Source organism: Streptomyces sp. WZ-12 (assembly GCF_028898845.1).
Classification (GTDB): Bacteria; Actinomycetota; Actinomycetes; order Streptomycetales; family Streptomycetaceae; genus Streptomyces.
In genome coordinates this window covers 3,446,365-3,472,806 of record NZ_CP118574.1, presented here as the reverse complement: position 1 = coordinate 3,472,806, position 26,442 = coordinate 3,446,365, and the positions used below count along the sequence as shown (strand labels likewise).

Below are 26,442 nucleotides of genomic sequence, written 5' to 3'. Positions count from 1 at the left end.
CGTAGGGGACCTCCCGTACGGGGCGTCTCACGCCTCCCGGACGTGCCGGGCGGCCAACTCCGCCTCGTGGACCACGCGTTCGACGTCCACGTGGGGCAACTCGCCCCGCGACTTGCGCAGGTGGCCGTCGACGAAGACCTCGCTGACGTTCGGCGGCTGGCCGTTGAGGACGATCTGGCTGGTCCAGTCGGTGCGCGGGGCGAAGTTGAGGGTGCCGGGGTCCAGGACGACGACGTCGGCGCGCTTGCCCGGCGTCAGCGAGCCGACCCGGTCCGCCATCCCGATGGCCTCCGCGCCGCCCAGCGTCGCCATCCGCAGCACCGCCGGGATGGTCGGGTGGATCCCGGCGTCCTCGTGCCGGGCCCGCTGGACGCCGACGGCCGCCTTCATCAGGTTGAACATGTCCGAGGTGTCGTTGGTCCCGCCGTCGTGGCCGAGCCCGGCCTTCACCGCGTGCCGGTGGAACGCCGGCAGCGGGCAGATACCGGACGCCAGCCGCATGTTGCTCAGCGGGCAGTGCGCGATCCGCACGTCGTGCTCGCCGGTCAGCGCGATCTCCGCGTCGGTGAGGTGGATCGCGTGGTTCATCAGCAGGTCCGGCCCGAAGGCGCCGATCTCGCGCAGCGAGCGGATCGGGTCGTCCTTGCGGTCGTGGCGGCTCTCCAGGACGTGCGAGTTGAACATCACGCCCAGGTCCCGGGCGAGTTCGTGGAGCGTCCGCAGCTCCTTCAGCCACGGCATTCCCGCGTGCGCGGCCACCTGGACGGAGGCCAGCGGCAGCGGGTCCAGGAAGTCCCTCTTCACCCGGGGGATGAGGGGGGCGTCGGCGGCGCTCTGGGTCGCGGCGTAGACGAAGCGCAGCCCGGAGTCGTCCAGCGCCCGGACGTACTCCGCGCTGGTGTCGTAGGGGAGGGGGTGCACCCAGTCAACGACCGTGGTGACGCCGGTCCGGAGGACGTCGAGCGCGGCCAGGTGGACGAAGCGGTACATGTCGCGCGGGTCGATCCGGGGCAGCGCGGTGCGCTCGCAGTCGCGCAGCCAGCCGGTGACGCCCTCGCTCGCGCAGCCGCCGCGGATGCTGGACTGCCACAGGTGGTTGTGGACGTCGACGAAGCCCGGCAGCACGATCCGGCCGCGGGCGTCCAGGACGCGGGCGCCGGCCGGCGCGGTCAGGCGGTGCCCGACGGCGGCGACGGTGCCGTCCCGCAGGAGCACGTCGACGCCGTTCTCCAACTGGCCGAGCGGGCCGTCGCCCACCCGGGGATCCATGGTGAGGACGAGGTCCGCGCCGCGCAGCAGTGTGGTGCGGCGGTCGCCGGGGGCGTCCGTCGGGTCCGCGGGGCGGTCCCACTCGGGGAAGCCGGCGGCCGCGGCCAGCGGGACCGTGCTCAGCCCGGCCAGCGCGCGCCGTCGGCTCATTCTCGGAAGATTCACTCCGTTCTTATACCGCGGGCGTTCGAATCCGCGGTAAGGACGTTTTCGGTCACCTGATGTGACATCAAGAATGCGGCACCGATGGCCACTTGGGCGCGATCCGGGTCATTCCGTCCGGCGCCGGATCTTGTTCCCGAGCCATACCAGGGGGTCGTACTTGCGGTCCGCGGCGCGCTCCTTCAGCGGGATCAGCGCATTGTCAGTGATCTTGATGTGCTCGGGGCAGACCTCCGTGCAGCACTTGGTGATGTTGCAGTAGCCCAGCCCGTGCTCGTCCTGCGCGGTGCGCTTGCGGTCCACCCCGAGGGCCGGTGCGGCGTCCAACGGGTGCATGTCCAGCTCCGCGACCCGCATCAGGAACCGCGGACCGGCGAACGCCGGCTTGTTCTCCTCGTGGTCCCGGACGACATGGCAGGTGTTCTGACACAGGAAGCACTCGATGCACTTGCGGAACTCCTGCGACCGGTTCACGTCCTCCTGCCGCATCCGGTACTCGCCGGGACCGAGGTCCGTCGGCGGCACGAACGAGGGAATCTCGCGCGCCTTGGTGTAGTTGAAGGAGACGTCGGTGACCAGGTCGCGCAGGACCGGGAAGGTCCGCATCGGCGTGATGGTCAGGGTCTCGGTGCGCTCGAAGACCGACATCCGGGTCATGCACATCAGCCGCGGCCGGCCGTTGATCTCCGCGCTGCACGAACCGCACTTGCCCGCCTTGCAGTTCCAGCGGACCGCGAGGTCGGGGGCCTGGGTCGCCTGGAGGCGGTGGACGATGTCCAGCACCACCTCGCCCTCGTTCACCTCCACCGTGAAATCGCGGAGTTCGCCGCCGTCCGCGTCGCCCCGCCACACCCGGAAGTGCGCCTGGTAGGCGCCGGTCCGCGCCTGTGTCTGCTGCTCGCTCACCGGCTCAGCTCCTCGTCCGTCAGGTACTTCACCAGCTCGTCCTTGTCGAAGAGTTCCAGGAGGTCGCGCCGGATCGGCGGGGTCTCCCGGCGGGAGAGCCGGATCTGTCCCAGCGCCGGGTCCGGGCCCTCCGACTCGGGCCGCGCGTCGGCGAGTTCGCAGACCAGGTTGACGTTGCGCCAGTGCCGGTCCATCTCCGGGTGGTCGTCGCGGGTGTGGCCGCCGCGGCTCTCCGTGCGCTCCAGGGCGGCCCGTGCCACGCACTCGCTGACCAGCAGCATGTTCCGCAGGTCCAACGAGAGGTGCCAGCCCGGGTTGTACTGCCGGTGGCCCTCCACCCCGGCCCGTCGCGCCCGCGCCCGCAGCTTCGCCAGCCGCTCCAGCGCCTCGGCCATCTCGCCCTCCCGGCGGATGATGCCCACCAGGTCGTTCATCGACTGCTGGAGCTCCTGGTGCAGTGCGTAGGGGTTCTCCGGCCGGTCGCCGCCGTCCTCGGCGCTGAACGGGCGCAGCGCCTCCGCCTCGGCCGCGTCGATCCCGCGCTCCTCGGCGGGCGGTCGGCGGTGCAGCGCCGAGACGTACTCGGCCGCGTACAGCCCGGCGCGGCGGCCGAAGACCAGCAGGTCGGAGAGGGAGTTGCCGCCCAGCCGGTTGGAGCCGTGCATGCCGCCGGCCACCTCGCCGGCGGCGAACAGCCCCGGCACCCCGGTCGCCGCCGCGGAGTCCGGGTCCACCTCCACCCCGCCCATCACGTAGTGGCAGGTCGGACCGACCTCCATCGGCTCGGCGGTGATGTCCACGTCCGCCAGTTCCTTGAACTGGTGGTGCATGGAGGGCAGTCGGCGCTTGATCACCTCGGCCGGCATCCGCGTCGACACGTCCAGGAACACCCCGCCGTGCGGGGAGCCGCGGCCCGCCTTGACCTCGGCGTTGATGGCCCGGGCCACCTCGTCGCGGGGCAGCAGCTCGGGGGGCCGGCGGTTGCGGTCGGGGTCGTCGTACCAGCGGTCGCCCTCGGCCTCGGTCTCGGCGTACTTCTCCTTGAAGACGTCCGGGACGTAGTCGAACATGAACCGCTTGCCGTCGCTGTTGCGCAGCACCCCGCCGTCCCCGCGCACCGACTCGGTGACGAGGATGCCCTTCACCGACGGCGGCCAGACCATCCCCGTCGGGTGGAACTGGACGAACTCCATGTTGATCAGCGGCGCCCCGGCCAGTAGCGCCAGCGCGTGGCCGTCCCCGGTGTACTCCCAGGAGTTGGAGGTCACCTTGAACGACTTGCCGATGCCGCCGGTGGCCAGTACCACGGCCGGCGCCTCCAGCACGAAGAAGCGGCCGGACTCCCGGTCGTAGCAGAAGACGCCACAGACCGCGCCGTCCGCCTTGAGCACCCGGGTCACGGTGCACTCCTGGAAGACCTTCAGCCCCTCCTCGTAGGAGCCGGAGACCCGCTGGTCCTCCTGCTGGAGCGAGACGATCTTCTGCTGGAGGGTGCGGATCAGCTCCAGGCCGGTCCGGTCGCCGACGTGCGCCAGCCGCGGGTACTCGTGGCCGCCGAAGTTGCGTTGGGAGATCCGGCCGTCCGCGGTGCGGTCGAAGAGCGCGCCCCAGGTCTCCAACTCCCAGACCCGGTCCGGGGCTTCGCGGGCGTGCAGCTCGGCCATCCGCCAGTGGTTGAGGAACTTCCCCCCGCGCATGGTGTCCCGGAAGTGCACCTGCCAGGTGTCGTGCTCGTTGGCATTGCCCATGCTGGCCGCGATGCCGCCCTCGGCCATCACCGTATGGGCCTTGCCGAACAGGGACTTACAGATCACCGCCGTCCGCATCCCGGCCTCGCGGGCCTCGATGGCGGCGCGCAGCCCTGCGCCGCCCGCGCCCACCACGACCACGTCCCAGGTCTGCCGGTCCACATGCGCCATCCGTGGCACACCTTCCCTCGAAGTTCCTTGGTTTTCCCCGGAGTTGCCCCGTCAGAAGAAGCGTGGGTCCGTAAACGCCCCGCTGGCCAGCAGGAAGACGTAGAAGTCCGCCAGCGCCACGCTGATCAGGGAGGACCAGGCGAGCAGCATGTGGCGCGCGTTGAGCCTGCTGACCCAGCCCCACAGCCGGTAGCGCACCGGGTGCTTGGAGAAGTGCCGCAGCCGACCGCCGACGATGTGTCGGCAGGAGTGGCAGGAGAGGGTGTAGGCCCAGATCAGCACGATGTTGGCGAGGAAGACCAGCGAGCCCAGGCCCATGTGGCCCCAGCGGTAGTGGTCGTCGCGGAAGGTCAGCGCGGTGTCGTAGGTGAGGACGCCGGCCACCAGCACCGCGAAGTAGAAGAAGTAGCGGTGGACGTTCTGCAGGATCAGCGGGAAGCGGGTCTCGCCGGTGTACTTCTTGTGCGGCTCGGCGACCGCGCAGGCCGGCGGGGAGGCCCAGAAGCCGCGGTAGTAGGCCTTGCGGTAGTAGTAGCAGGTCAGCCGGAAGCCCAGTGGGAAGATCAGGATCAGCAGGGCGGGGGACAAGCCCCACCAGCTCCCGAAGAGGTCCCAGTTGGGGCCGCCGTGCATGGTGCGGCAGTTCTCCGCCAGGCAGGGCGAGTAGAACGGCGAGACGTAGGGGGCGTGGTAGTAGTCCGCGTTCGCGAACGCCCGCCAGGTCGAGTAGACGACGAAGGCGAGCAGCCCGGCGGCGGTGCCGGCCGGCGCCAGCCACCAGCGGTCGGTGCGCAGGTGGCGGGCCGGGATGGCGGCGCGCGAGGCATCGCGCACGCCGGTCGGCCCCGATTGCGGTGCGGGTTCGATGCCAGTGGCCAACGTATTCGTCTCCGTCCTTTAGGGCGCGTGCCGGTCCTTGGCGCCCAGGCCCTCGTCCTCGGCGTCCGTCCACAGCGCGGAGTTGTAGGGGGTGTCCGGGATCGTCACCATCTCGTCCTCGGTCTTGGTGCCCGGGGCCGGACGCGCGCCGGCCAGGCCCTGCTTCAGCAGCGCGAGGCTCTCCCGCAGATGGTCCGTGTCGCTGCGGACCCGGCGGACGTCCAACCCGCCGCCGATCCGCGTCTCCAGCTTTCCGACCGCCTGGACCAGGGCGTCCAGGCTGCGTTCCACCGCCGTCAAGTCGTCCTGTACCGACATCACATGCCCTCACTTCATGACGTGTGGCGGGCGATCTCATGCGCCCGAGAGTGTCGCGCGTCACAGTAGGGCTTGGGAAGGGGGCAGACGCGAGTACGACTCGAACCGGTGCGTTGCGGCCAGCCGACGCTCACCATGTGTCGAACTCCGGTACGAGCGGGGCGGGATGAGGGCGCGCGCGACGGCCCGCGCGCCCCCGCGGGCGTCAGCCGGCGGACCGGGGGTTGCGCCGGGCGGGTGGCGTTGGCCGGACCCCCGACGTGTCGGGCGGCCCGGAAGCGGACGGTCACCTTCAGTAGGGAGCCCATAGATGTGATGAGCCGCAAAGTCGGCCGGACGTGTTGCTGCGGGTCGGTGCGGCGCGGGCGAGCCCGGAGGGAAAGTCATGACCGACCACGTCAGCCCAGGCGGCGCGGTGTGCCGGAGGCGCCGCTGTGCCGCGCTCGTCGCGGTGGGCGCGCTGCTCCCGCTGCCGGTACTGGCCGGATGCAGCCAGGGCGACACCGCGCCCTCCGTCGCCCAGTCCCAGGACATCGCGCCGGCCCCGCGGGGGATGGTCAAGGACGGCGGTACGGTCCGCTGGGCGATCGACGCGCTGCCCAGCACCTTCAACGCCTTCCAGAGCGACGCCGACGCGGCCACCACCCGGGTCGCCGGCGCCGTGCTGCCCAGCCTGTTCACCCTCGACGGCAGCGGCCGGCCGCAGCGCAACGCCGACTACCTCACCGCCGCGGACATCAGCGCCCGCGAGCCCCGACAGGTCGTCACCTACCAGCTCAACCCCAAGGCGCGGTGGAGCGACGGACGGCCGCTCACCGCCGCGGACTTCCTCGCCCAGTGGAACGCGCTGCGCGGCAAGGACAACGCCTACTGGACGGCCCGCAACGCCGGTTACGACCGGATCGCCAAGGTCGAGGCCGGCGCCAAGCCGCACCAGGTCAAGGTCACCTTCGCCCGCCCCTACGCCGACTGGCAGGCGCTGTTCACCCCGCTCTATCCCAAGAGCGTGATGGGCGAGGCGAACGCCTTCAACGACGGGGCGCGGGAGAAGCTCCCGGTCAGCGCGGGGCCGTTCCTGGTGCGCAAGCGGGACGCCGACCGCGGCACCGTCACCCTCGTCCGCAACCCCAAGTGGTGGGGCGACCGGGCCAAGTTGGACCGCCTGGTGCTGGCGGCGCTGCCCCGGGACAAGCGGGCCAGGGCGCTGGCCGCCGGGTCCGTCGACGTCGCCGCGGTCGACCAGGGCGCCGCCAAGCGGGTCGCCCAGGCCGCTGCGCCGGCCACCCTCAAGGTCGCGGACGGCAAGGCCGCCGACCGCGCCGGCGCCGCCCGGCAGAGCGCGCTGCGCGGCTACACCATCCGCAAGGCCCTGGAGCCCGCCTACACCCAGCTCGCCCTCAACGGCAGCGCCGGGCCGCTCGCCGACGACCGGGTGCGCCGCGCGGTGGCCCGCGCCATCGACCGGCAGGCGCTCGCCGACACCGTCCTCAAGCCGCTGGACCTGCCCGCCAAGCCGCTCGGCAACCACCTGCTGCTGGCCGGCCAGCACGGCTACGAGGACCACAGCGACGCGATCGGCGAGGCCGACTCCGACGCGGCCAAGAAGCTGCTCGCGGAGGCCGGTTGGAAGCCGTCCACGGGGGGCGGGGCGCAGCCGGCGGGCGAGGAGCAGGCCGGCGTCGGGCGCGCGGTGACGCCGGACCGGCGGGACGACGGGGACGGGGCCGGCGAGGACCCCGACGCGGACCGGCCCGGCGACGGCACCTCCGTCGACCAGTCCGACGACGCCGGGACCGACGACCGCAACCCGCAGCGGCCCCTCGCGGGCGAGGCCGCGGCCCGGGCGGACCGGGACGGCGCCCGCCCGGCCGCCGCCGAGGCGCCGCTGTCCTCCGCCGGGGCGGTCGGCTCCGAGGTCCAGCAGGCCGCCCTGCTGCGGCAGAGCGCGGCGTTCTACAAGGTCGGCGCCACCGAGGAGAGGGTGGCGGCCCGCGGGGACACCCGGTCCGCGGCGTACGGGAAGTACCGGCAGTACAAGCAGCGGGCCGCGCAGGCGCTGGGCGCCGCCGAGCTGATCGAGACCGGCCAGGCCCCGCACCTGCCCGGCGCCGCCGCCGGCCACGCGGCGGTGCGGCGGGTGGGCAACGGCCTCCGCGCCGCCCAACAGGCCGAGACCGGGCGCTCCCCGGAGGCGGCGCCCGGCCGGGCCCCCGGTCGGGCGCCGGTGATGAGGAAGGACGGCCGGCCCCTGGCGCTGCGCTTCGTCCTGCCCGACGGCCCCGGCTCCGAGCAACTGCGCACCGTCGGCCGGCGGATCGCCGGGATGCTGAACCGGATCGGGGTACAGACCGCGGTCCAGCGGGTCCCGGACGCCAGCTACTTCAAGGACCACATCGCCTCCGGCGACTATGACCTGGCCCTGTACTCCTGGCCGGGCACCGCCTACCCGGCCACCGACGGCCGGCCGATCTTCGCCAAGCCGGAGCCGGCCCCGGACGGTTCGCTGACCGTCGAGCAGAACTACACCCGGGTCGGCACCGACCGCATCGACCAACTCTTCGACCAGGCCGCCTCCGAACTCGACCCGGACGCCGCGCACACCCTGGTCGAGCAGGCCGACGCCCGGATCTGGGCCGCCGCCGGATCGATCCCGCTCTACCAGCGGCCGGAACTGGTGGCCACCAAGAAGTCGCTCGCCAACATCGGCGCGTTCGGTTTCGCCACCCCCCGCTTTCAGGACATCGGTTACACGAAGTAGAGGTCTTGCCAAAGCCGAAGTTCGAGAGGAAATCGCAGGTCAGAGTGGGTTTGTACGGGCTGGGGCGGCCGTTGCCGCCACAGCCCCGTACCATGGGGTGAGGCCGTGGCGTGTCCAGCCCGGCAGGGCCCGCGTAACAACAGAGGTACGCGCAGCCGACCACTCACTCCAGGAGTACGCCGCAATATGGCCACGCGCCACGACATCCGTAACGTCGCCATCGTCGCCCACGTCGACCACGGCAAGACCACCATCGTCGACGGCATGCTGAAGCAGGCAGGTGCCTTCGCCGCCCACCAGCTTGAGTCGGTCGACGACCGGGTCATGGACTCGAACGACCTGGAGCGTGAGAAGGGCATCACGATCCTCGCCAAGAACACGGCGGTGAAGTATCACCCCAAGGACGGCGGGGAGCCCATCACCATCAACATCATCGACACCCCCGGCCACGCCGACTTCGGTGGCGAGGTCGAGCGCGGTCTGTCGATGGTCGACGGTGTGGTCCTGCTCGTGGACGCCTCCGAGGGCCCGCTGCCGCAGACCCGCTTCGTGCTGCGCAAGGCGCTCCAGCAGCGCCTCCCCGTCATCCTGTGCATCAACAAGACGGACCGCCCGGACTCCCGGATCGACGAGGTCGTCAACGAGACCTACGACCTGTTCCTGGACCTGGACGCCGACGAGGACCAGATCGAGTTCCCGATCGTCTACGCCTGCGGCCGCGACGGCATCGCCTCGCTGACCAAGCCGGACGACGGCACGGTCCCGGCCGACTCCACGAGCCTGGAGCCGTTCTTCTCCACGATCCTGGAGCACGTCCCGGCCCCGACGTACGACGAGGCCGCTCCGCTCCAGGCGCACGTGACGAACCTGGACGCCGACAACTTCCTCGGTCGTATCGCGCTGCTGCGCGTCGAGCAGGGCGAGCTGCGCAAGGGCCAGACGGTGGCCTGGATGAAGCGCGACGGCTCGATCCAGAACGTCCGCATCACCGAGCTGATGATGACCGAGGCGCTCACCCGCAAGCCCGCCGAGATGGCGGGGCCCGGTGACATCTGCGCCGTCGCCGGTATCCCGGACATCATGATCGGCGAGACGCTGGCCGACCCGGAGAACCCGGTCGCGCTGCCGCTGATCACCGTCGACGAGCCGGCGATCTCCATGACCATCGGCACCAACACCTCGCCGCTGGTCGGCCGCGGCGGCACCGGCAAGGGCGCGGACGCCAAGGCCGCGGTCAAGGACCGCAAGGTCACCGCCCGCCAGGTCAAGGACCGCCTGGAGCGCGAGCTGATCGGTAACGTCTCGCTGCGCGTCCTGGACACCGAGCGCCCCGACGCCTGGGAGGTGCAGGGCCGTGGTGAGCTGGCGCTGGCCATCCTGGTCGAGCAGATGCGCCGCGAGGGCTTCGAGATGACCGTCGGCAAGCCGCAGGTGGTCACGCAGGAGATCGACGGCAAGGTGCACGAGCCCGTCGAGCGCATGACGATCGACGTGCCCGAGGAGCACATGGGCGCCGTCACCCAGCTCATGGGCGTCCGCAAGGGCCGGATGGACAACATGTCGAACCACGGCTCCGGCTGGGTCCGCATGGAGTTCGTCGTCCCCTCCCGCGGTCTGATCGGCTTCCGCACGGAGTTCCTGACCCAGACCCGCGGCACCGGCATCGCGCACTCCATCCACGAGGGCCACGAGCCCTGGTTCGGCACCCTGGCGACGCGCAACAACGGCTCGCTGGTCGCCGACCGCTCCGGCGCCGTCACCGCGTTCGCGATGACCAACCTCCAGGAGCGCGGCGTGCTGTTCACGGATCCGGGCACCGAGGTGTACGAGGGCATGATCGTCGGCGAGAACTCGCGCTCCGACGACATGGACGTGAACATCACCAAGGAGAAGAAGCTCACGAACATGCGGTCCTCGTCGGCCGACTCGTTCGAGGCGATCGTCCCGCCGCGCAAGCTGTCGCTGGAGCAGTCCCTGGAGTTCTGCCGCGACGACGAGTGCGTCGAGGTGACCCCGGAGGCCGTCCGCATCCGCAAGGTCAACCTGGACGCCCGCGAGCGCGCCCGCGCCGCGTCCCGCGCCAAGCACGGCTGACGCCGAAACGGCACCCCGAGCGCCCCGTCGGACCCCGGTCCGGCGGGGCGCCGCCGTATCCGGGCGCGGGGACGGCCGGCGGAGTGGGTGGCGCTGCCGAGCCGGGCCACCGAGGAGGCGGTGCGCGCGATGCCCGGCTTCCCCTCGGCCGACCCCCACGCCGGCACCAACGGCGAACGGGTCGTCAACTCGCGCAGCGGGAGCGCGCGGACGCCTTCCGGGCCGTGCCGGTCAATCCGGCGGCGCAGGAGCGAAGGCCCCCGGTCGGGCGGCCCGTTCGGGGTGCGGGGGTCGTTCGTCCGAGGGGTTTCCCGTGGGGTTCGGAGCAGTGGCGGACGGTGCCGGGGTGCGCTATGTCCCGGTGTGGGCTCTGATGTGGGCTACGGCTGGCCCTGGTGGCCAGGCGTAGCCCTTCAGTCCGGACCGTCAGGGAGGCGCCATGCGCGGAGCCGCGCGCGCGAAGTGGGCCGTCGGCGCGGCGGCCCTGGCCCTCGCGGCCTCCGCCTGCGGGGGCGGCACCGCGGGCCCGGGCGGCTCCGCCGTGGTCAGCGCCTCCTGGGGGGACCCACAGAACCCGCTGGAGCCGGCCAACACCAACGAGGTGCAGGGCGGCAAGGTCCTGGAAATGCTGATGCGCGGCCTGAAGCGCTACAACCCCAGGACCGGCGCCGCCGAGAACGTCCTCGCCGAGCGCATCGAGACCACCGACGCCCGGCACTACACCGTCACCCTCAAGCCCGGCTGGACCTTCAGCAACGGCGAGAAGGTCACCGCCAAGTCCTTCGTGGACGCCTGGAATTACGGGGCGCTGCTCGACAACAAGCAGAAGAACGCGCCCTTTTTCCAATACATCGACGGCTTCGACAAGGTCCACCCCGACAAGGGCACGGCCACCGCGAAGACCCTCTCCGGACTCCGGGTGAAGGACGACCACACCTTCACCGTCGCCCTCCACCAGAAGTTCTCCAGTTGGCCGGACACCCTGGGCTATTCGGCTTTCATGCCGCTGCCGCAGTCGTTCTTCCGGGACCACGAGGGCTGGTTGAAGAAGCCGATCGGCAACGGCCCGTACGAGGTGGACTCCTACGACAAGGGCACCGTGCTGCGGATGCGGAAATGGAAGGAGTACCCCGGCCCGGACCCGGCCCAGAACGGCGGCATCGATCTGCGGGTCTACACCGACAACGACACCGCCTACACCGACCTCCAGGCGGGGAACCTGGATCTCGTCGACGACATCCCGGCCGCGCAGTTGCGGAACGTCCGCAGCGACCTCGGGGACCGCTACATCAACCAGCCGGCCGGCATCATCCAGACCCTCACCTTCCCCATGTACGACCCGCAATGGGGAAAGCCGGGCCGGGAAAAGGTGCGGCGCGGGCTGTCGATGGCGATCGACCGGCAGCAGATCACCAAGGAGATCTTCCAGCACACCCGCACCCCGGCCACCGACTGGACCTCGCCCGTCCTGGGCGAGAAGGGCGGCTACCAGGCCGGGGTGTGCGGCGATGCCTGCGAATTCAATCCGGCCGGGGCCCGGCAACTCATCAAGGAGGGCGGGGGACTTCCCGGCGGCCGGATGACGCTCACGTACAACGCGGACACCGGGTCCCACAAGGACTGGATCGACGCCGTCTGCAACAGCATCAACAAGACGCTGGGCAACGACCGGGCGTGCGTGGGAAATCCGGTCGGCACCTTCGCCGACTTCCGCAACCAGATCAGCGCCCGGCACCTGACCGGCCCCTTCCGGGCCGGCTGGCAGATGGACTACCCGCTGATCCAGAACTTCCTCCAACCGCTCTACTACACCGGCGCCTCGTCCAACGACGGGAAATTCAGCAACCCCGAGTTCGACAGGCTCGTCAACGAGGCGAACGCCGCCCCCGATTCCCGGCAGGCGGTGGCGAAGTTCCAGGAAGCGGAGCGGATCCTCGCCCAGCAGATGCCGTCCATTCCGCTGTGGTACCAGAACGGCAGCGGCGGCTATTCGGAACGGATCAGCAATGTGCGGCTCAATCCGTTCAGCGTGCCGGTCTACAACGAGATCACCGTCGGCTGACCACGAAAGCGGGCGCGCTCATGGGACGTTATGTGATCCGGCGGCTGCTCCAGATGATCCCGGTCTTCATCGGCAGCACCTTCCTGATCTTCGTCATGGTCTACGCGTTGGGCGATCCGGTCGCCGCGATGTTCGGCGACCGGGCGCCGGACCCCGCCACCGCGGCGCAGATCCGCCACGACCTCTACCTCGACCAACCGCTGTGGAAGCAGTACCCGCACTACATGGGCCAGATCTTCCGCGGGAACTTCGGCACCGCGTTCAACGGTCGGCCGGTCACCGAGCTGATGTCCACGGCCTTCTCGGTCACCCTCCGGCTCACCCTGGTAGCGATCGTCCTGGAGACGGTGGTGGGCATCGCGCTCGGCGTGTTCAGCGGGCTGCGGCGCGGTCGGGGGATCGACACCACCGTGCTGGTGCTGACCCTCGTCGTGGTCTCGGTACCGACCTTCGTCAGCGGCTATCTGCTCCAGTTCGTCTTCGGCGTGAAGTTGGAGTGGGCCGCACCGACCGTCGCGCTGGACGCGCCGCTGGGCCAACTGCTGCTGCCCGGGCTGGTGTTGGCGCTGGTCTCGCTCGCCTACGTCACCCGGCTGACCCGCACCTCGATCGCGGAGAACGCCCGCGCCGACTACGTCCGCACCGCCGTCGCCAAGGGGCTGCCCCGACACCGGGTCATCACCCGCCATCTGCTGCGCAACTCCCTGATCCCGGTCGTCACCTTCATTGGCACCGACATCGGGGCGCTGATGGGCGGCGCCATCGTCACCGAGCGCATCTTCAACATCCACGGCGTCGGCTACCAGCTCTACCAGGGCATCCTCCGGCAGAACTCGCCGACCGTGGTGGGCTTCGTGACGATCCTGGTGCTGGTGTTCCTGATCGCCAACCTGTTGGTCGACCTGCTGTACGCCGTCCTCGACCCGAGGATCCGCTATGCCTGATCCGTACGTTCCCAAGGAAGCCGTCGGCCACGGCGACGGCGGCAACGCCGCGCTCGCCATCGGGGCGGCCGAATCCCTGGAGCGCGCGCCCGGCGCCGTGCCCCCGCCCCCGGGCGGCGAACCCACCGGGAAGCCGCGCAGCCTGTGGAGCGACGCCTGGCACGACCTCAGCCGCAACCCGGTCTTCGTGCTCTCCGCGCTGGTCATCGTCTTCCTGGTGGTCATCGCCATCTGGCCGCAGGCGATCGCCACCGGAAACCCCTACCGCGCCGACCTGTCCAAGGCCCAACTGGGCGCCTCGCCCGGCCACCCCTTCGGCTTCGACACCCAGGGCCGGGACGTCTACACCCGGGTCGTCTACGGGGCCCGCGCCTCCATCACCGTCGGCACCTGCGCCACCGCCGGCGCCGCCCTCCTGGGCAGCCTCCTCGGCGGCCTGGCCGGCTTCTTCGGCGGGTGGTGGGACACCCTGCTCTCCCGGATCGCCGACATCTTCTTCGGCATTCCGGTCCTGCTCGGCGGGTTGGTCTTCCTCTCCGTGGTCATCAGCACCACCGTCTGGCCGGTGGTCGGCTTCATCGTGCTGCTCGGCTGGCCGCAGATCGCCCGGATCGCCCGCGGTTCGGTCGTCACCGCCAAGCAGAACGACTACGTCCAGGCCGCCCGGGCGCTGGGCGCCGGCAACGGGCGGATGCTGCTGCGGCACATCGCGCCCAACGCCGTCGCCCCCGTCATCGTCGTCGCCACCATCGCGCTGGGCACCTACATCGCCCTGGAGGCCACGCTGTCCTACCTCGGCGCCGGCCTGAAGCCGCCCACCGTCTCCTGGGGCATCGACATCTCCGCCGCCTCCACCCACATCCGCAACGCCCCGCACATGCTGCTGTGGCCGGCGGGCGCGCTGAGCATCACGGTGCTGGCGTTCATCATGCTCGGCGACGCGGTACGCGACGCCCTCGACCCCAAGTTGCGCTGAGGAGGCGGGAGATGGCGAACCACGGCGGCGCGGCCCCCGAGGGGCCGCTGCTGGACGTCCGGGATCTCCGGGTGGAGTTCCGCACCCGCGACGGCGTCGCGAAGGCCGTCAACGGCGTCAGCTACACCGTGGCGGCCGGGCAGACGCTGGCGGTGCTCGGCGAGTCCGGCTCCGGCAAGTCCGTCACCGCGCAGGCCGTGATGGGCATCCTGGACTCCCCGCCGGGCTTCGTCACCGGCGGGGAGATCCTCTTCCGGGGGCGCGATCTGCTCACCCTGGGCCGGGAGGAGCGCCGGCGGATCCGCGGCGCGAAGATGGCGATGATCTTCCAGGACGCGCTCTCCGCCCTGAACCCGGTGCTCAGCGTCGGTGCCCAACTCGGCGAGATGTTCCGGGTGCACACCGGCGCGTCCCGCAAGGAGGCCCGGGCGAAGGCCGTCGCACTGATGGAACGGGTCGGCATCCCGGCCGCGCGGGCGCGGGTGGGCGACTACCCGCACCAGTTCTCCGGTGGGATGCGCCAGCGCATCATGATCGCCATGGCGCTCGCCCTGGAGCCGGACCTGATCATCGCGGACGAGCCGACCACCGCCCTGGACGTCACCGTCCAGGCCCAAGTCATGGACCTGCTCGCGGAGTTGCGCAGGGAGTACCGGATGGGGCTCGTCCTGATCACCCACGACCTGGGCGTGGTCGCCGACGTCGCCGACACCATCGCCGTGATGTACGCGGGCCGGGTCGTCGAGACCGCCCCGGTCCACCAGCTCTACAAGGCGCCCGCGCACCCGTACACCCGCGGCCTGTTGGAGTCCGTGCCCCGCCTGGGACACCAGGGCCGGGAGCTGCACGCGATCAAGGGCCTGCCGCCGAACCTCACCGCCGTCCCGCCGGGCTGCGCCTTCCACCCCCGCTGCCCGCTCGCCCGCGACGTCTGCCGCACCGACCGCCCGCCGCTCTACGAGGTCGGGCCGGGGCGGGCCAGCGCCTGCCACTTCTGGAAGGAGGCCATGAATGGCGGCAGTTGACGAACCGCTCCTCGAAGTCCGCGACCTGGTCAAGCACTTCCCGCTCACCCGCGGGGTGCTGGTCAAGAAGCAGGTCGGCGCGGTCAAGGCGGTCGACGGGGTCTCCTTCGCGCTGCGGCCGGGCGAGACCCTCGGCATCGTGGGGGAGTCCGGCTGCGGCAAGTCCACCGTCGCCCGGATGCTGGTCGGCCTGGAACGCCCGACGTCCGGTCACATCCGCTACCGCGGCGAGGACCTCACCCGCCTCTCCGGCCGCGCCATGAAGGCCGTCCGCCGCAACATCCAGATGGTGTTCCAGGACCCCTACACCTCGCTCAACCCCCGGATGACGGTCGGCGACATCATCGGCGAGCCCTACGAGATCCACCCCGAGGTGGCGCCCAAGGGCGACCGCCGGCGTCGGGTCCAGGAACTCCTCGAAGTCGTCGGCCTCAACCCGGAGTTCGTCAACCGCTATCCGCACCAGTTCTCCGGCGGCCAGCGCCAACGCATCGGCATCGCCCGGGGGCTCGCCCTCCGCCCGGAGATCATCGTCGCGGACGAGCCGGTCTCCGCCCTCGACGTCTCCGTGCAGGCCCAGGTGGTCAACCTGCTGGCCCGCCTCCAGGACGAGTTCCACCTCTCCTACGTCTTCATCGCGCACGACCTGTCCGTCGTGCGGCACCTCTCCGACCGGGTCGCGGTGATGTACCTCGGCAAGATCGTCGAGTTGGGCACCGGCGAGGAGATCTACGACCACCCCACCCACCCGTACACCCAGGCGCTGCTCTCCGCCGTCCCGGTGCCCGACCCCGAGGCCCGGGCCAGTCGGGACCGCATCCTGCTCAGCGGTGACGTCCCCTCGCCGGCCGACCCGCCGTCCGGCTGCCACTTCCGCACCCGCTGCTGGAAGGCCCGGGAACTGTGCGCCAGGGTCGAGCCACCACTGGCCGTCCCGACGGACTTCCGGCATGCGGAGGGTGCCGTGCGGCACCCGTCGGCCTGCCACTTTGCGGGGGAGCGGCGGGGGCGCTGAGCGAGTAACTGGCCCACGACGCACCGGAGCCCGCTTCCCTGAGGGAGGCGGGCTCCGGTGCTGTTGTGCGGGCGCGGGGGTCAGTCCTGCTGCTCGTGCGCCCCGTCCACGCCCTCGATCGCCGCCAGTGCCGGGTCCAGGACGATGTCCTCGCCGCGGGCTGCCGTCGTCGGCTCCTCCGGGAAGTGGCAGGCCGTCAGGTGGCCGGCGTCGCTGCCGCCGAGTTGGACCAGCGGCGGCTCCTCGGTCGCACACTTGTCCTGGGCCTTCCAGCAGCGGGTGCGGAAGCGGCAGCCGGAGGGCGGGTTGACGGGGGAGGGGACGTCGCCGGCGAGCCGGATCCGCTCGCGGTCGTCCACGCCCTCCTCCGTCAGCCGCGGCTCGGGGACGGCCGAGAGGAGGGCGTGGGTGTACGGGTGGCGCGGACGGTTGTAGATCTCGTCGCGGGTGCCGACCTCGACGATCTTGCCGAGGTACATCACCGCGACCCGCTGGCTGAAGTGCCGTACCACCGCCAGGTCGTGGGCGATGAAGACGAACGCGATGCCCAGCTCGCGCTGGAGGTCCTGGAGCAGGTTGACCACCTGCGCCTGGATGGAGACGTCCAGGGCGGAGACCGGCTCGTCGGCGACGATCAGCTTGGGTTCCAGGGCGAGCGCCCGGGCCACGCCGATGCGTTGGCGCTGGCCGCCGGAGAACTCGTGCGGGAAGCGGTTGTAGTGCTCGGGGTTGAGGCCCACGGTCTCCAGGAGCTCGCGGACCCGCTTCTCCCGGCCGCCGGTCGGGTTGATCCCGTTGATCTCCATCGGCCCGCTGATGATGGTGCCGACCGTCTGCCGCGGGTTCAGCGAGGCGTACGGGTCCTGGAAGATCATCTGGATCTCGGAGCGGATCGGCGCCAACTCCTTGCGGCCGGCGTGGGTGATGTCCTGCCCCGCATAAGTGATCTTGCCGCCGGTGGGCTCCATCAGCCGGGTCAGCAGCCGGCCGGTGGTCGACTTGCCGCACCCGGACTCGCCGACCAGGCCGAAGCTCTCGCCGGCGTGCACGGTCAGGTCCACCGCGTCGACGGCCTGGACGGCCCCGACCCTCCGCTTGAACGGGAAGCCGCCGTAGATCGGGAAGTGCTTGGTCAGCCCCTCGGCGGTGAGCAGCGGCTCGCCCTGGGCGGGCGCGGGGGTCCGGGGCGCGGGGAGGGTGTCGTTCTTGGACATGGTGGTAACTCCCTAGCCCAGCCGGGGCTTGATCTGCTCGGTGAAGAGGGTCTGCTTCTGCTCGGAGGTCAGATGGCACGCGGCGGCGCGGCCCAGTCCCAGCGGCGGGCGCTCGGTGGTGCAGCGGTCGCCGTCGACCTCCGCGGTGTAGGCGCAGCGCGGGTTGAAGGCGCAGCCGGAGGGCGGGTTGAGCAGGCTCGGCGGGGAACCCGGGATCGGGTGCAGCGCCTCGCTGACGTCGGAGGAGAGCCGCGGCATCGAGCTGAGCAGGCCCCAGGTGTACGGGTGGCGGGGCTCGCTGAGGATCTCCTTGACGGTGCCGCGCTCGACCGCCCGGCCCGCGTACATCACCAGCACGTCGTCGGCGGTGTCGGCGACCACACCGAGGTCGTGGGTGATCAGGATGATCGCGGAGCCGAACTCCTGCTGGAGGTCCTTGAGGAGGTCCAGGATCTGCGCCTGGACGGTGACGTCCAGCGCGGTGGTCGGCTCGTCGGCGATCAGCAACTGGGGGTTGCAGGCCAGCGCCATGGCGATCATCGCGCGCTGGCGCATGCCGCCGGAGAACTGGTGCGGGTAGTCGTCCACCCGCAGGTTGGGCTGCGGGATGCCGACCTTGGTCAGCATCTCGATCGCCCGCTGCCGGCCCTCGCGCTTGTTGGCGCCGGTGTGCTTCATGAACGGCTCGGCGATCTGCCGGCCGACGGTGTAGTACGGCGACAGGGCGGTCAGCGCGTCCTGGAAGATCATCGCCATCTTGTTGCCCCGGAGCTTCTCCAGGGTCTTCTCCTTGGCGCCGGTGAGCTCCTGGCCGTCCAGGTGGATCTCACCGGTGATCTCGGTCGCCTTGGGGTTGTGCAGCCCCAACACCGCCAGGTTCGTGACGGACTTGCCGGAGCCCGACTCGCCGACGATGCCCAGGGTCTTGCCGCGCTCCAGGTCGAAGGAGAGGCCGTCGACCGCCTTGACGATGCCGTCCTCGGTGGAGAAGCGGACGTGCAGGTCGCGGACGGAGAGGAAGGAGCCGGTGCCGGATCCGTTCGGGGCCGGCGTCTCCGCGGTCTTGGTGGGTGTGGTCACGACTTAAGTTCTCCTAGGACAGGCGCACGCGCGGGTCGATGAACGCGTACGCCGCATCCACGATGATGTTGAAGACCAGGATCAGGGCGGCGCTGAAGATCATCACGCCCATCACCATGGGCAGGTCCAGGGTGATGACCGAGTCGACCGCCAGCCGGCCGAGTCCCGCCAACTGGAAGGTGAACTCGGTGATCATCGCGCCGCCGAACAGCGATCCCAGGTCCACACCGAGGATGGTGACGATCGGGATCAGCGAACCGCGCCAGGCGTACCGCAGGAAGACGTAACGCGCCGGCATGCCCTTGGCCTTGGCGGTGCGGACGTGCTCTTCCTGGAGCTGCTCGATCATCGTCGAGCGCGCCATACGCGTGTACTGCGCGGTGAAGATCGTCGCCATCACCAGCCACGGGATCAGCAGGCCCATGAACCAACCGACCGGATTGCTGGTGAGGTTCACGTACTGCGGGGCGGCCATGATGCCGCTGTAGACGAAGATGCCCAGCACGACGGGGCCGAGGATGTAGATCTGCACCGAGCTGAGGACCATCGACACACCGGTGACGGCCTTGTCCAGCAGCGTGCCGCGCTTCCAGGCCGCGATCAGGCCGGCGCCCAGGCCGATCACCAGGAAGGCCACGGCACCGCCGACGGCCAGCGACGCGGTGAGCGGCAGCCGGTCCATCATCGTGGACCAGACGTCCTGCTTGGTGGCGAAGGAGTAGCCGAAGCAGGGGGCGGCGCAGTGGCCGAGGGTGAAGTCGCGGCCGACGAAGATGCCGACGAGGAAGTGCCAGTACTGGACCGGCACGGGCTGGTCCAGTCCCAGGTTCTTGTGGATCAGCGCGACGTTGTCGGCCGTGCAGTTCTTGCCGCAGGCCATCAGCGCGGGATCGCCCACGGAGAAGAAGACGAAGAACGTGAAGGCGCTGAGGAGGACGAGGATGACGACCGCGCCGATCGTCCGGCGAAGGAGGAAGGGAAACATGACAGTTCGCTGCTCTCAGGACGGCGGCTGCAGTGGGGTGAGGGGTGGCGGGAAGGCCCCGGAGTGCGCGCCCCGCCTTGCGCGCGCACTCCGGAATGCCTTCGGCTGTGTGCTGCCTACTTCTTGATGAACAGCGTGTTCACGTCGAGGTAGTTGGTGTCCGTGTTGTACCGGATACCGCCGATCTTCGAGCCGTAGAGCTGGAGCGACTTGACGTAGAAGACCGGGGCGGCCGGGTTGACCTTCTCCACGATGTAGTGGTGGAGCTTCTGCCACTCCGCGGTCTGCTTCTGGACGTCGGGGATCTGCCGGATGCGGTCGATCTCCTGGCTGATCTTTGGGTCACGGACGTGCGAGTAGTTGGAGGCGCCGTCCGCGATGGTGCGGCCGTCGTAGGACGGCGGGATCACCGTGGAGGCGTCCGGCCAGTCCTGGCCCCAGCCGGTCAGGTAGATGTCGAAGCCGTTGTCGACCTTGCCCATCTGCTGGTACCAGGAGGAGGAGTCGATCTCCTTCTTCTGCACGTCGAAGCCGGCCTTGGCCAGCCCGTCGGCGATGGCGACGGCTTCCTTCTGCCGGATCTCGGTGTTGGCGTAGGCGTAGACGAGCTTCATGCCCGTCTTGCCGGCTTCCTTCAGGAGCTGCTTGGCCTTCTCCGGGTCGCCGTTGGGCTTCTTCAGCTTGCCGTAGGGGTCGTAGCCCTTCTCGTAGCCCGCGACGGTCGGGGAGAGCAGACCGCCGGCGACCTCGCCGCCGTAGCTGCCGCCCTCGATCCGGACGACCTGCTGGCTCGGCAGCGCGTAGGTGATGGCGTCACGGATCCGCTTGTCCTTGATGCGGTCCATGTTCATGTTGAGCTGCCAGACGTAGGGCTGGTAGCCCTGCACCAGGCGCTTGCTGGCGCTGGGGTTGTCCAGCACCTGCTTGGTGAGCGTCGGCTCCACGGCGTTGGTGAAGCTGATGGCGGTCTTGTCGCCGCCCTGATCGGCCATCAACCGCTTGGTGGAGTCGGAGAACTGGTGGTTGAAGGAGATGTTGTAGCCGTCGACGAACTGGTGGCGCGCCGGGTCGGTCTTGGGGTCCCAGTTGGTGTTCTTCACCAGCTGCATGGACTTGCCGGACTTGAAGGACGCGATCTTGTACGGGCCGGCGCAGACCGGCTTGACGTCGTAGTTGTCCTTGGTGTCCTTGGCGCTGTCCGGGACGACGCTGTAACCCGCCATCGCCAGCGCGTAGGGCAACTGCGTCTGCGGCGCCTTGAAGTGGAAGACGATGGTCTTGCCGTCCGGGGTGTCCAGGACGGACTTGGGCAGGTGGTCGCCCTTGTACGGACCGTCCGGCAGCGCCTTGCGGTAGGTCGTGCCGTCGCCCGACAGCCACTGCTGGATGTAGGTCGGACCCTCGGTGATGAACGGCGCGTACATCCGCTCGATGGAGTGCCGGATGTCCTTCGAGGTGATCGGCGTGCCGTCCTCGAACTTGATGCCGTCCTTGAGGGTGTACGTCCAGGTCTTGCCGCCGTCGGACATCTTGCCGGCGTCGGTGGCGAGGTCGCCGACGAGGGTCTTGTTGCCCTTGTCGTCCTGGGTGTAGGTGGTCAGGCCACGGAAGATCAGCTTGGCCAGGTCGCCCACGTCACTGACGTACATCTGGGCCGGGTCGAGGTGGTTGTAGCTGTCGCGCTGGTAGACGGTGATGGTGCCGCCGTTCTCTGCGCCCTTGACCGGGGCCGCGGGGCCGTTGGACTGCGCCGCGGTACCGATCGGCACCACCTTGGACTGGGTGGCCGCGTCCTTGTCGGTCTGTGCGTCGTCCTTGGTCGCGCGGCCGCCGCCGCTGCAACCGGTGAGTGCGAGCGAGCCGGCCGCCAGGGCCACGATCATCGCGCGGGCTCTACGCGTGGAGAGTGCATTCATGAGGATCCAAGCACCTGCCTGTCAGTCGTTGTCCCGATGTGCTGTCTGACGCATCCGGTGCGCCACCGGCGCGGGGGTGACAGCTCCCCCGTCAAGAGGGCGATCAGCGCCCGGACTTGGGGTCGAAGGCGTCCCGTACCGAGTCCCCGAGCAGGTTGAAGCAGAGCACGAAGATCACCATCGCGGCGCCGGGGAAGAGAAGGTAGGTCGGGTCGTTCTCGTAGATCTGGCCGGCCGTCTTGAACAGCCGGCCCCAGTCGGGAGTGGGGTCCACGATGCCGACGCCCATGAAGGACAGGCCGGCCTCCGCCGTCACGAACAGCGGGAGCATGTAGGTGCTTTGCACGAGGATCGGGGTCACCACGTTGGGGAGCAGTTCCTTGGTGATGATGCGCCAGGGGGAGGCGCCGGTGATCCTCGCGGCCTCGACGAAGTCGCGCTCCCGTAGGGACATCACCTGTCCGCGCAGCAGACGGGCCAGACCCATCCAGCCCAGCGCCCACTGCACGAGGATCAGCGCGATCACGCGGATATAGGTGGGGGTCTCGTCGCCCGGTGCCACGAAGAGCGCGATCACCGCGGGCATGAACGCCACGAACGTCAACTGGCTGGGGAAGGCGAGCAGGAAGTCGATCAGTCGGCCGACCCAGTAGTCGGTCCGGCCGCCCAGGTAGCCGGCCGTGATGCCGATGATGGTGCCGGTGACGACCACCAGGATGGTGACCGCGAGCGAGATGCCCAGCGAAGTCCGCATGCCGTAGAGCAGGTTGGTGAACAGGTCGCGGCCGAGGCCCGGCTCGATGCCGAACCAGAAGTCGCTGGACATGCCGCCGTTGGGCCCTGCCGGGTAGCTGAACTCGTCCAGCAGGCTCGGGTCCTGGCCGCCGTAGAGCGTGTACGGGTTCTTGCCGTAGAGCTTGGCGATCACCGGGGCCAGGGCCGCGACGAGGAAGAAGGCGAGCACGACGATCCCGCAGATCACGCCGCTGCGGTCGCGCTTGAAGCGCGCCCACATCAACTGCCCGGGGGAACGGCCGACGAGCTCACCGCCCGTGCCCTTCTTCTTCTCCTTCTTCAGACCCTTGGGCGCAGGTCCTGGTGAATCAGACGTGCTTGCCGCGGTCTGGGATGGACTAGTCATCGCGAAGTGCCCCCGCGCCGAGTTCTCTTGGAACGTGAAGCGGCACCGATTGCACCGCTGGATGAGCGCGACTTTCGCAAGTGGTTTACGGCGGAGTCAAGGGTATGAGGTGTGCTTGTGCACAGGTCGTCCGCTTCTTGAGCGAAGATTGCGCAGATCGTCGCCATGGCGTGCTTGACATGAGATTGTCATGTGCCGCATTTAGGGCATCTCGCCGTCAATCGCTTTAACATGCGGGCAACTTGGCCGTCGCAACACCGATATACGGACGCGCCATGATGAACACCGTACGGCCGTGCGGGTGCCGTAGGTCGGTCGGGGACGTCAGCGGCGCCCCGGCCGACCGTCGTTTTGTGCGGCTTTCACGGTCTGGTTCCCGCCATGTCTGTTGTCCGATGGCTGAGATGGGAGTAGATCTGTGGTAGCGCCTTCGCGAACGCGGGGGCGCCGTGGGCTTCGTGGGTCACCGACGCGGACGGGGGCGGGTCGTGTCCACCATCCGGTCGTTAGCTCTCACCCGGAGCGCCCGCCGTACGGCGGTGGCGTCCGCTCTGCTGCTCACCGCCTCCGAGGCGGCCTGGCTCGTCCGGGACCTCGCCGTCCTGCGGCACCCCGCGGGCCTGTCGGGCGGGGATCTGGGGGCGGCAACGGCGGTGTACGACCCGCTGCTTGCGGCGACCGGGCTCGCGGCCGCCCGCACCGCCCGGCGCGGCACGGCGACGGCGCCGGGCGCGCTGCTGTCCCTGGCGACCGCCACCGCACTGCTGCGCCTGCCGGTGCTGTGGCTGCCGGACCCGCCGCCGGGTACGGACGGGACGCCGGCGGCCTGGGCGCGGGCCACCGCGGTCGCCCAACTCGTCCTCGCCGGGGCCCTGCTGGCGGTCGCCTGCGGGCTCGGCGGGCTGTGCGCGGCGGCCCTGCCCGGAGCACCGGACGACGCCGCGGACGGGCGCCGGCCGGTGGTGTACGGCGACGGGCCGGACGAGCCGCGCCCGCGGGGCGCCCCACGTGGCCGGCTTTCCCGCCGTGGTGCCTGCGGCGAGCCGGTCCGCTGCGCGGGGCTTTCGGGGTGCGGTGACGGACCTCCGGGGTAGGGGCCGGACTGCTTCGCTTTACGTCCGGCCCCTACCCCGGAGGTCCGTCACCTCCCGTGGGTGGGTGGGAAGAACAGGTGGGTGCCACGCCCTGCCGGTGGGCCAACTCAGGTTTGTGGGTTGAGTGGTGGCGGACCACGATGGTCGGCCCCCACTCACCGGTTTTCCCACCCCTCAAACGGGAGGGGACGGGCCGGAGGGGGTGGTGTGCAGGACGTAAAGCGAAGCAGTCCTGCACACCACCCCCGGAGGTCCGTCACCGCACCCAACAGCCCCGCGCAGCGGACCCGCGCCGCAGGGGCAAGAACAGCAACCCCCACGGCGGGGACGCCGACAACGTGGGAAGCCAAGCCAAGCGCAGCGGCCACTCAGGCGATCCCCAACGACCGCTTGAGGAAGTCCACTTGGAACAGCAGCAGATTCTCCGCCACCTGCTCCTGGGAGGCCATGTGCGTCACCCCCGTCAGCGGCAGTACCTCGTGCGGCCGGCCGGCCGCCAGCAGCGCGGAGGAGAGCCGCAGGGAGTGCGCCACCACCACGTTGTCGTCCGCCAGGCCGTGCACGATCAGCATCGGGCGGTGCGGCTCCACCGCGCCCGACAACCCCTCGTCCGTCACCAGGGAGTTGCGCGCGTACACCTCCGGCTCCTCGGCGGGGTGGCCCAGATACCGCTCCTGGTAGTGGGTGTCGTAGAGCCGCAGATCGGTGACCGGCGCCCCCACCACCGCGGCGTGGAAGACGTCCGGCCGGCGCAGCGCGGCCAGGCCCGCCAGATAGCCGCCGAACGACCAGCCGCGGATCGCCACCCGCGTCAGGTCCAGGGGGAAGGAGTCGGCCAGCGCGGTCAGCGCGTGCACCTGGTCCTCCAGGGTCACCGACGCCAGGTCCCGGGAGACCGCCTTCTCCCAGGCGGGGGAGCGGCCCGGGGTGCCCCGGCCGTCCGCCACGACCACCGCGAAGCCCTGGTCGGCGAACCACTGTGAGGTCAGATGGGCGTTGTGCGCGGCGACCACCCGCTGGCCGTGCGGGCCGCCGTACGGGTCGAGCAGCACCGGCAGCGGACCGTCGCCCTCCGTATGGCCGGTGGGCAGCAGCACCGCGCACGGGATGCGGCGCTCGCCGGCGAGCACCAGCCGCGGCCGGGCGGCGAGATGGGGCGTCTCGGCATGCGAGCCGATGACGGCCAGGGTCTTCTCGGCGCCGTCCGGATCCAGCCGCACCACCTCCGAGGTGGCGCCCGGCCGCTCCAACGACGCCTGGGTCAGCACCATCAGCGCCCCGCTGCGCACCGCCGAGGACACCGTCGGATACGGCCGCTCGCCGACCCGCTCCCAGGCCGTCAGGGCGGGGGAGGCGCCCCCGCCCTCCTGGCCGCCGCTGTGGAACCACGCCCGATAGACGCCGATGTCGTGCAACTCCGGCCCGCTGGCGGCGAACAGGACGTCGTCCTCGTCGATGTCCAGCACCGCCCGGACGTGCAGCGGCTCCCCGGTCAGCGGCCGATCGCCGACGAACAGCTTCCGGGCGCCGCCCTCGTCGGCGATCCGCACCAGCCGGCCGTCGGGCGTCCAGCCCGGCGCCCCGGGGAACGGCTCGACCCACACCTCGTCCTGGTCCTCGTGCAGCACGGCGGTCTCGCCCGTCTCCGGATCGACCGTCAGATAGCGCTGGGCCCGTTGGTCCCGGGTCTGCACCAGGAGCAGCGGCGGGCCGGCCGCCGACCAGTGGACGCGGGCCAGATACGGATAGCGCGCGGTGTCCCAACGGACGTCCGTGCGGCCGCCGTCCAGCCCGAAGAAGGCCAGGGAGACCTCGGCGTTGGCGGTGCCGGCCGCCGGATACGGCACCTGGGCGGGCGCCCGGTCCGGGTGCGCGGGGTCGGCGATCCACCAACGGGCCACCGGCGACTCGTCGACCCGGGCGGCCAACAACCGGTCGCTGTCGGGGGACCACCAGAAGCCGCGGTGGCGGTCCATCTCCTCGGCCGCGATGAACTCGGCCAGTCCCCAGGTGACATCGGGTCCTTCGGGCTCCGCCAGCGCGCGGTCCGCGGCCGCGCCGGTGTCCCCGCCGCCGTCCGCCGCGACGACCCGCAGCGCGCCGCCCGACACATAGGCGACATGGCGGCCGTCGGGGGCCGGGCGGGGGTCCACCACCGGGCCGGCCGCGGGGAGTTCGCGGGTGGTGCCGGCCCGCAGCTCGGAGACGAACAACCGCCCCGAGAGGGCGAAGGCGGCCAACTCCACCGCGGCGTCCACCGCGTAGCCGACGATGCCGGCCGAGCCCTCGCGGCTGCGCTCGCGGCGCGCCCGCTCCTCGGGCGGCAGGTCCTCCTCCGCGCCGGCCAACAGGGCGTGCGGGTCCGCGGCGGTGAACTCCCGTCCGCCGTCCAGCTCCAGGACCCAGAGCCGCTGGCTGCGGTCGGTGCCGGTGGCGGAGCGGAGGAAGGCGACGCGGGCGCCGTCGGGGGCCAGGGCGAAGGCGCGCGGGGCGCCGAGCGTGAAGCGCTGGGTGCGCGCCGAGTGCCGGGGGAAGGGAAGCTGTCCGGTCATGTGCCGAGCCTACGGCGACAGCGGCCGCGGCGGGCGGGACTGTGGAAAACGGCGTGCGCCCCCACCGTGCTCCGGTGCACCGACTTATGCGCAACGACGGAAAGTTATGATCCCATGCGCGTAGGGGGTGTGG

General features: G+C 70.6%; 19 protein-coding genes. 8 read left to right on the top strand and 11 right to left on the bottom strand.

Annotation, left to right across the window (positions count from 1 at the left end; translation table 11 throughout):
- Positions 1-27: 27 nt before the first annotated feature.
- From PV796_RS14545 to PV796_RS14525, 5 genes are all read right to left on the bottom strand, one after another.
- Positions 28-1,419 (bottom strand): amidohydrolase family protein, encoded by a 1,392-nt coding sequence (locus PV796_RS14545; RefSeq protein WP_274913528.1) that lies wholly within the window; start codon positions 1,417-1,419, stop codon positions 28-30.
- 120 nt (positions 1,420-1,539) lie between these two features.
- Positions 1,540-2,337 carry a succinate dehydrogenase/fumarate reductase iron-sulfur subunit gene (locus PV796_RS14540; RefSeq protein ID WP_274913527.1) on the bottom strand — a complete coding sequence of 266 codons (798 nt, stop codon included), beginning with the start codon at positions 2,335-2,337 and terminating at the stop codon, positions 1,540-1,542.
- Positions 2,334-4,256 (bottom strand): fumarate reductase/succinate dehydrogenase flavoprotein subunit, encoded by a 1,923-nt coding sequence (locus PV796_RS14535; RefSeq protein WP_274913525.1) that lies wholly within the window; start codon positions 4,254-4,256, stop codon positions 2,334-2,336. Before PV796_RS14535 ends, PV796_RS14540 begins: the two co-directional genes overlap by 4 nt.
- Positions 4,257-4,307: 51 nt before the next feature.
- Entirely contained in the window at positions 4,308-5,135 is an 828-nt protein-coding gene (locus PV796_RS14530) for a hypothetical protein (protein WP_274913523.1), read from the bottom strand.
- Between the two features lie 18 nt (positions 5,136-5,153).
- Positions 5,154-5,453, bottom strand: coding sequence for a hypothetical protein (locus tag PV796_RS14525; protein ID WP_274913521.1), 300 nt, complete (start codon positions 5,451-5,453; stop codon positions 5,154-5,156).
- A gap of 385 nt (positions 5,454-5,838) precedes the next feature.
- On the opposite strand from PV796_RS14525, the gene PV796_RS14520 reads away from it, so the two are divergent.
- From PV796_RS14520 to PV796_RS14490, 7 genes are all read left to right on the top strand, one after another.
- Positions 5,839-8,211, top strand: coding sequence for an ABC transporter substrate-binding protein (locus tag PV796_RS14520; protein WP_274913520.1), 2,373 nt, complete (start codon positions 5,839-5,841; stop codon positions 8,209-8,211).
- A gap of 186 nt (positions 8,212-8,397) precedes the next feature.
- Positions 8,398-10,305 (top strand): translational GTPase TypA, encoded by a 1,908-nt coding sequence (typA, locus tag PV796_RS14515; RefSeq protein WP_274913518.1) that lies wholly within the window; start codon positions 8,398-8,400, stop codon positions 10,303-10,305.
- A gap of 439 nt (positions 10,306-10,744) precedes the next feature.
- The gene (locus tag PV796_RS14510; protein WP_274913517.1) at positions 10,745-12,367 is read left to right on the top strand and encodes a peptide ABC transporter substrate-binding protein; all 1,623 of its coding nucleotides are present in this window, start codon (positions 10,745-10,747) and stop codon (positions 12,365-12,367) included.
- A 20-nt stretch (positions 12,368-12,387) separates the two neighbouring features.
- Positions 12,388-13,311, top strand: coding sequence for an ABC transporter permease (locus PV796_RS14505; protein ID WP_274913516.1), 924 nt, complete (start codon positions 12,388-12,390; stop codon positions 13,309-13,311).
- On the top strand, positions 13,304-14,287 hold the full coding sequence (locus PV796_RS14500) for an ABC transporter permease (RefSeq protein ID WP_274913515.1): 984 nt from the start codon (positions 13,304-13,306) through the stop codon (positions 14,285-14,287). The genes PV796_RS14505 and PV796_RS14500 overlap by 8 nt, the downstream gene beginning before the upstream one ends.
- An 11-nt stretch (positions 14,288-14,298) precedes the next feature.
- Entirely contained in the window at positions 14,299-15,312 is a 1,014-nt protein-coding gene (locus tag PV796_RS14495; protein WP_274913514.1) for an ABC transporter ATP-binding protein, read from the top strand.
- On the top strand, positions 15,299-16,327 hold the full coding sequence (locus tag PV796_RS14490; protein ID WP_274913513.1) for an ABC transporter ATP-binding protein: 1,029 nt from the start codon (positions 15,299-15,301) through the stop codon (positions 16,325-16,327). The genes PV796_RS14495 and PV796_RS14490 overlap by 14 nt, the downstream gene beginning before the upstream one ends.
- An 80-nt stretch (positions 16,328-16,407) precedes the next feature.
- On the opposite strand, the gene PV796_RS14485 is transcribed toward PV796_RS14490, so the two are convergent.
- The 5 genes from PV796_RS14485 to PV796_RS14465 form a co-directional block, all read right to left on the bottom strand.
- Positions 16,408-17,541: an ABC transporter ATP-binding protein gene (locus tag PV796_RS14485; protein ID WP_274913512.1), complete on the bottom strand. Its 1,134-nt coding sequence runs from the start codon at positions 17,539-17,541 to the stop codon at positions 16,408-16,410.
- A gap of 12 nt (positions 17,542-17,553) precedes the next feature.
- The gene (locus tag PV796_RS14480) at positions 17,554-18,621 is read right to left on the bottom strand and encodes an ABC transporter ATP-binding protein (protein ID WP_274913511.1); all 1,068 of its coding nucleotides are present in this window, start codon (positions 18,619-18,621) and stop codon (positions 17,554-17,556) included.
- A 13-nt stretch (positions 18,622-18,634) separates the two neighbouring features.
- Positions 18,635-19,606, bottom strand: a complete 972-nt coding sequence (locus PV796_RS14475; protein WP_274913510.1) for an ABC transporter permease — start codon at positions 19,604-19,606, stop codon at positions 18,635-18,637.
- A gap of 116 nt (positions 19,607-19,722) precedes the next feature.
- A complete protein-coding gene (locus PV796_RS14470) occupies positions 19,723-21,522 on the bottom strand; it encodes an ABC transporter substrate-binding protein (protein WP_446750596.1) in 1,800 nt (599 codons plus the stop codon).
- A 103-nt stretch (positions 21,523-21,625) separates the two neighbouring features.
- Positions 21,626-22,663 (bottom strand): ABC transporter permease, encoded by a 1,038-nt coding sequence (locus PV796_RS14465; RefSeq protein WP_274913508.1) that lies wholly within the window; start codon positions 22,661-22,663, stop codon positions 21,626-21,628.
- 539 nt (positions 22,664-23,202) lie between these two features.
- On the opposite strand from PV796_RS14465, the gene PV796_RS14460 reads away from it, so the two are divergent.
- On the top strand, positions 23,203-23,757 hold the full coding sequence (locus PV796_RS14460; protein ID WP_274913507.1) for a hypothetical protein: 555 nt from the start codon (positions 23,203-23,205) through the stop codon (positions 23,755-23,757).
- 368 nt (positions 23,758-24,125) lie between these two features.
- On the opposite strand, the gene PV796_RS14455 is transcribed toward PV796_RS14460, so the two are convergent.
- On the bottom strand, positions 24,126-26,309 hold the full coding sequence (locus tag PV796_RS14455) for a S9 family peptidase (RefSeq protein WP_274913506.1): 2,184 nt from the start codon (positions 26,307-26,309) through the stop codon (positions 24,126-24,128).
- Positions 26,310-26,442: the final 133 nt, after the last annotated feature.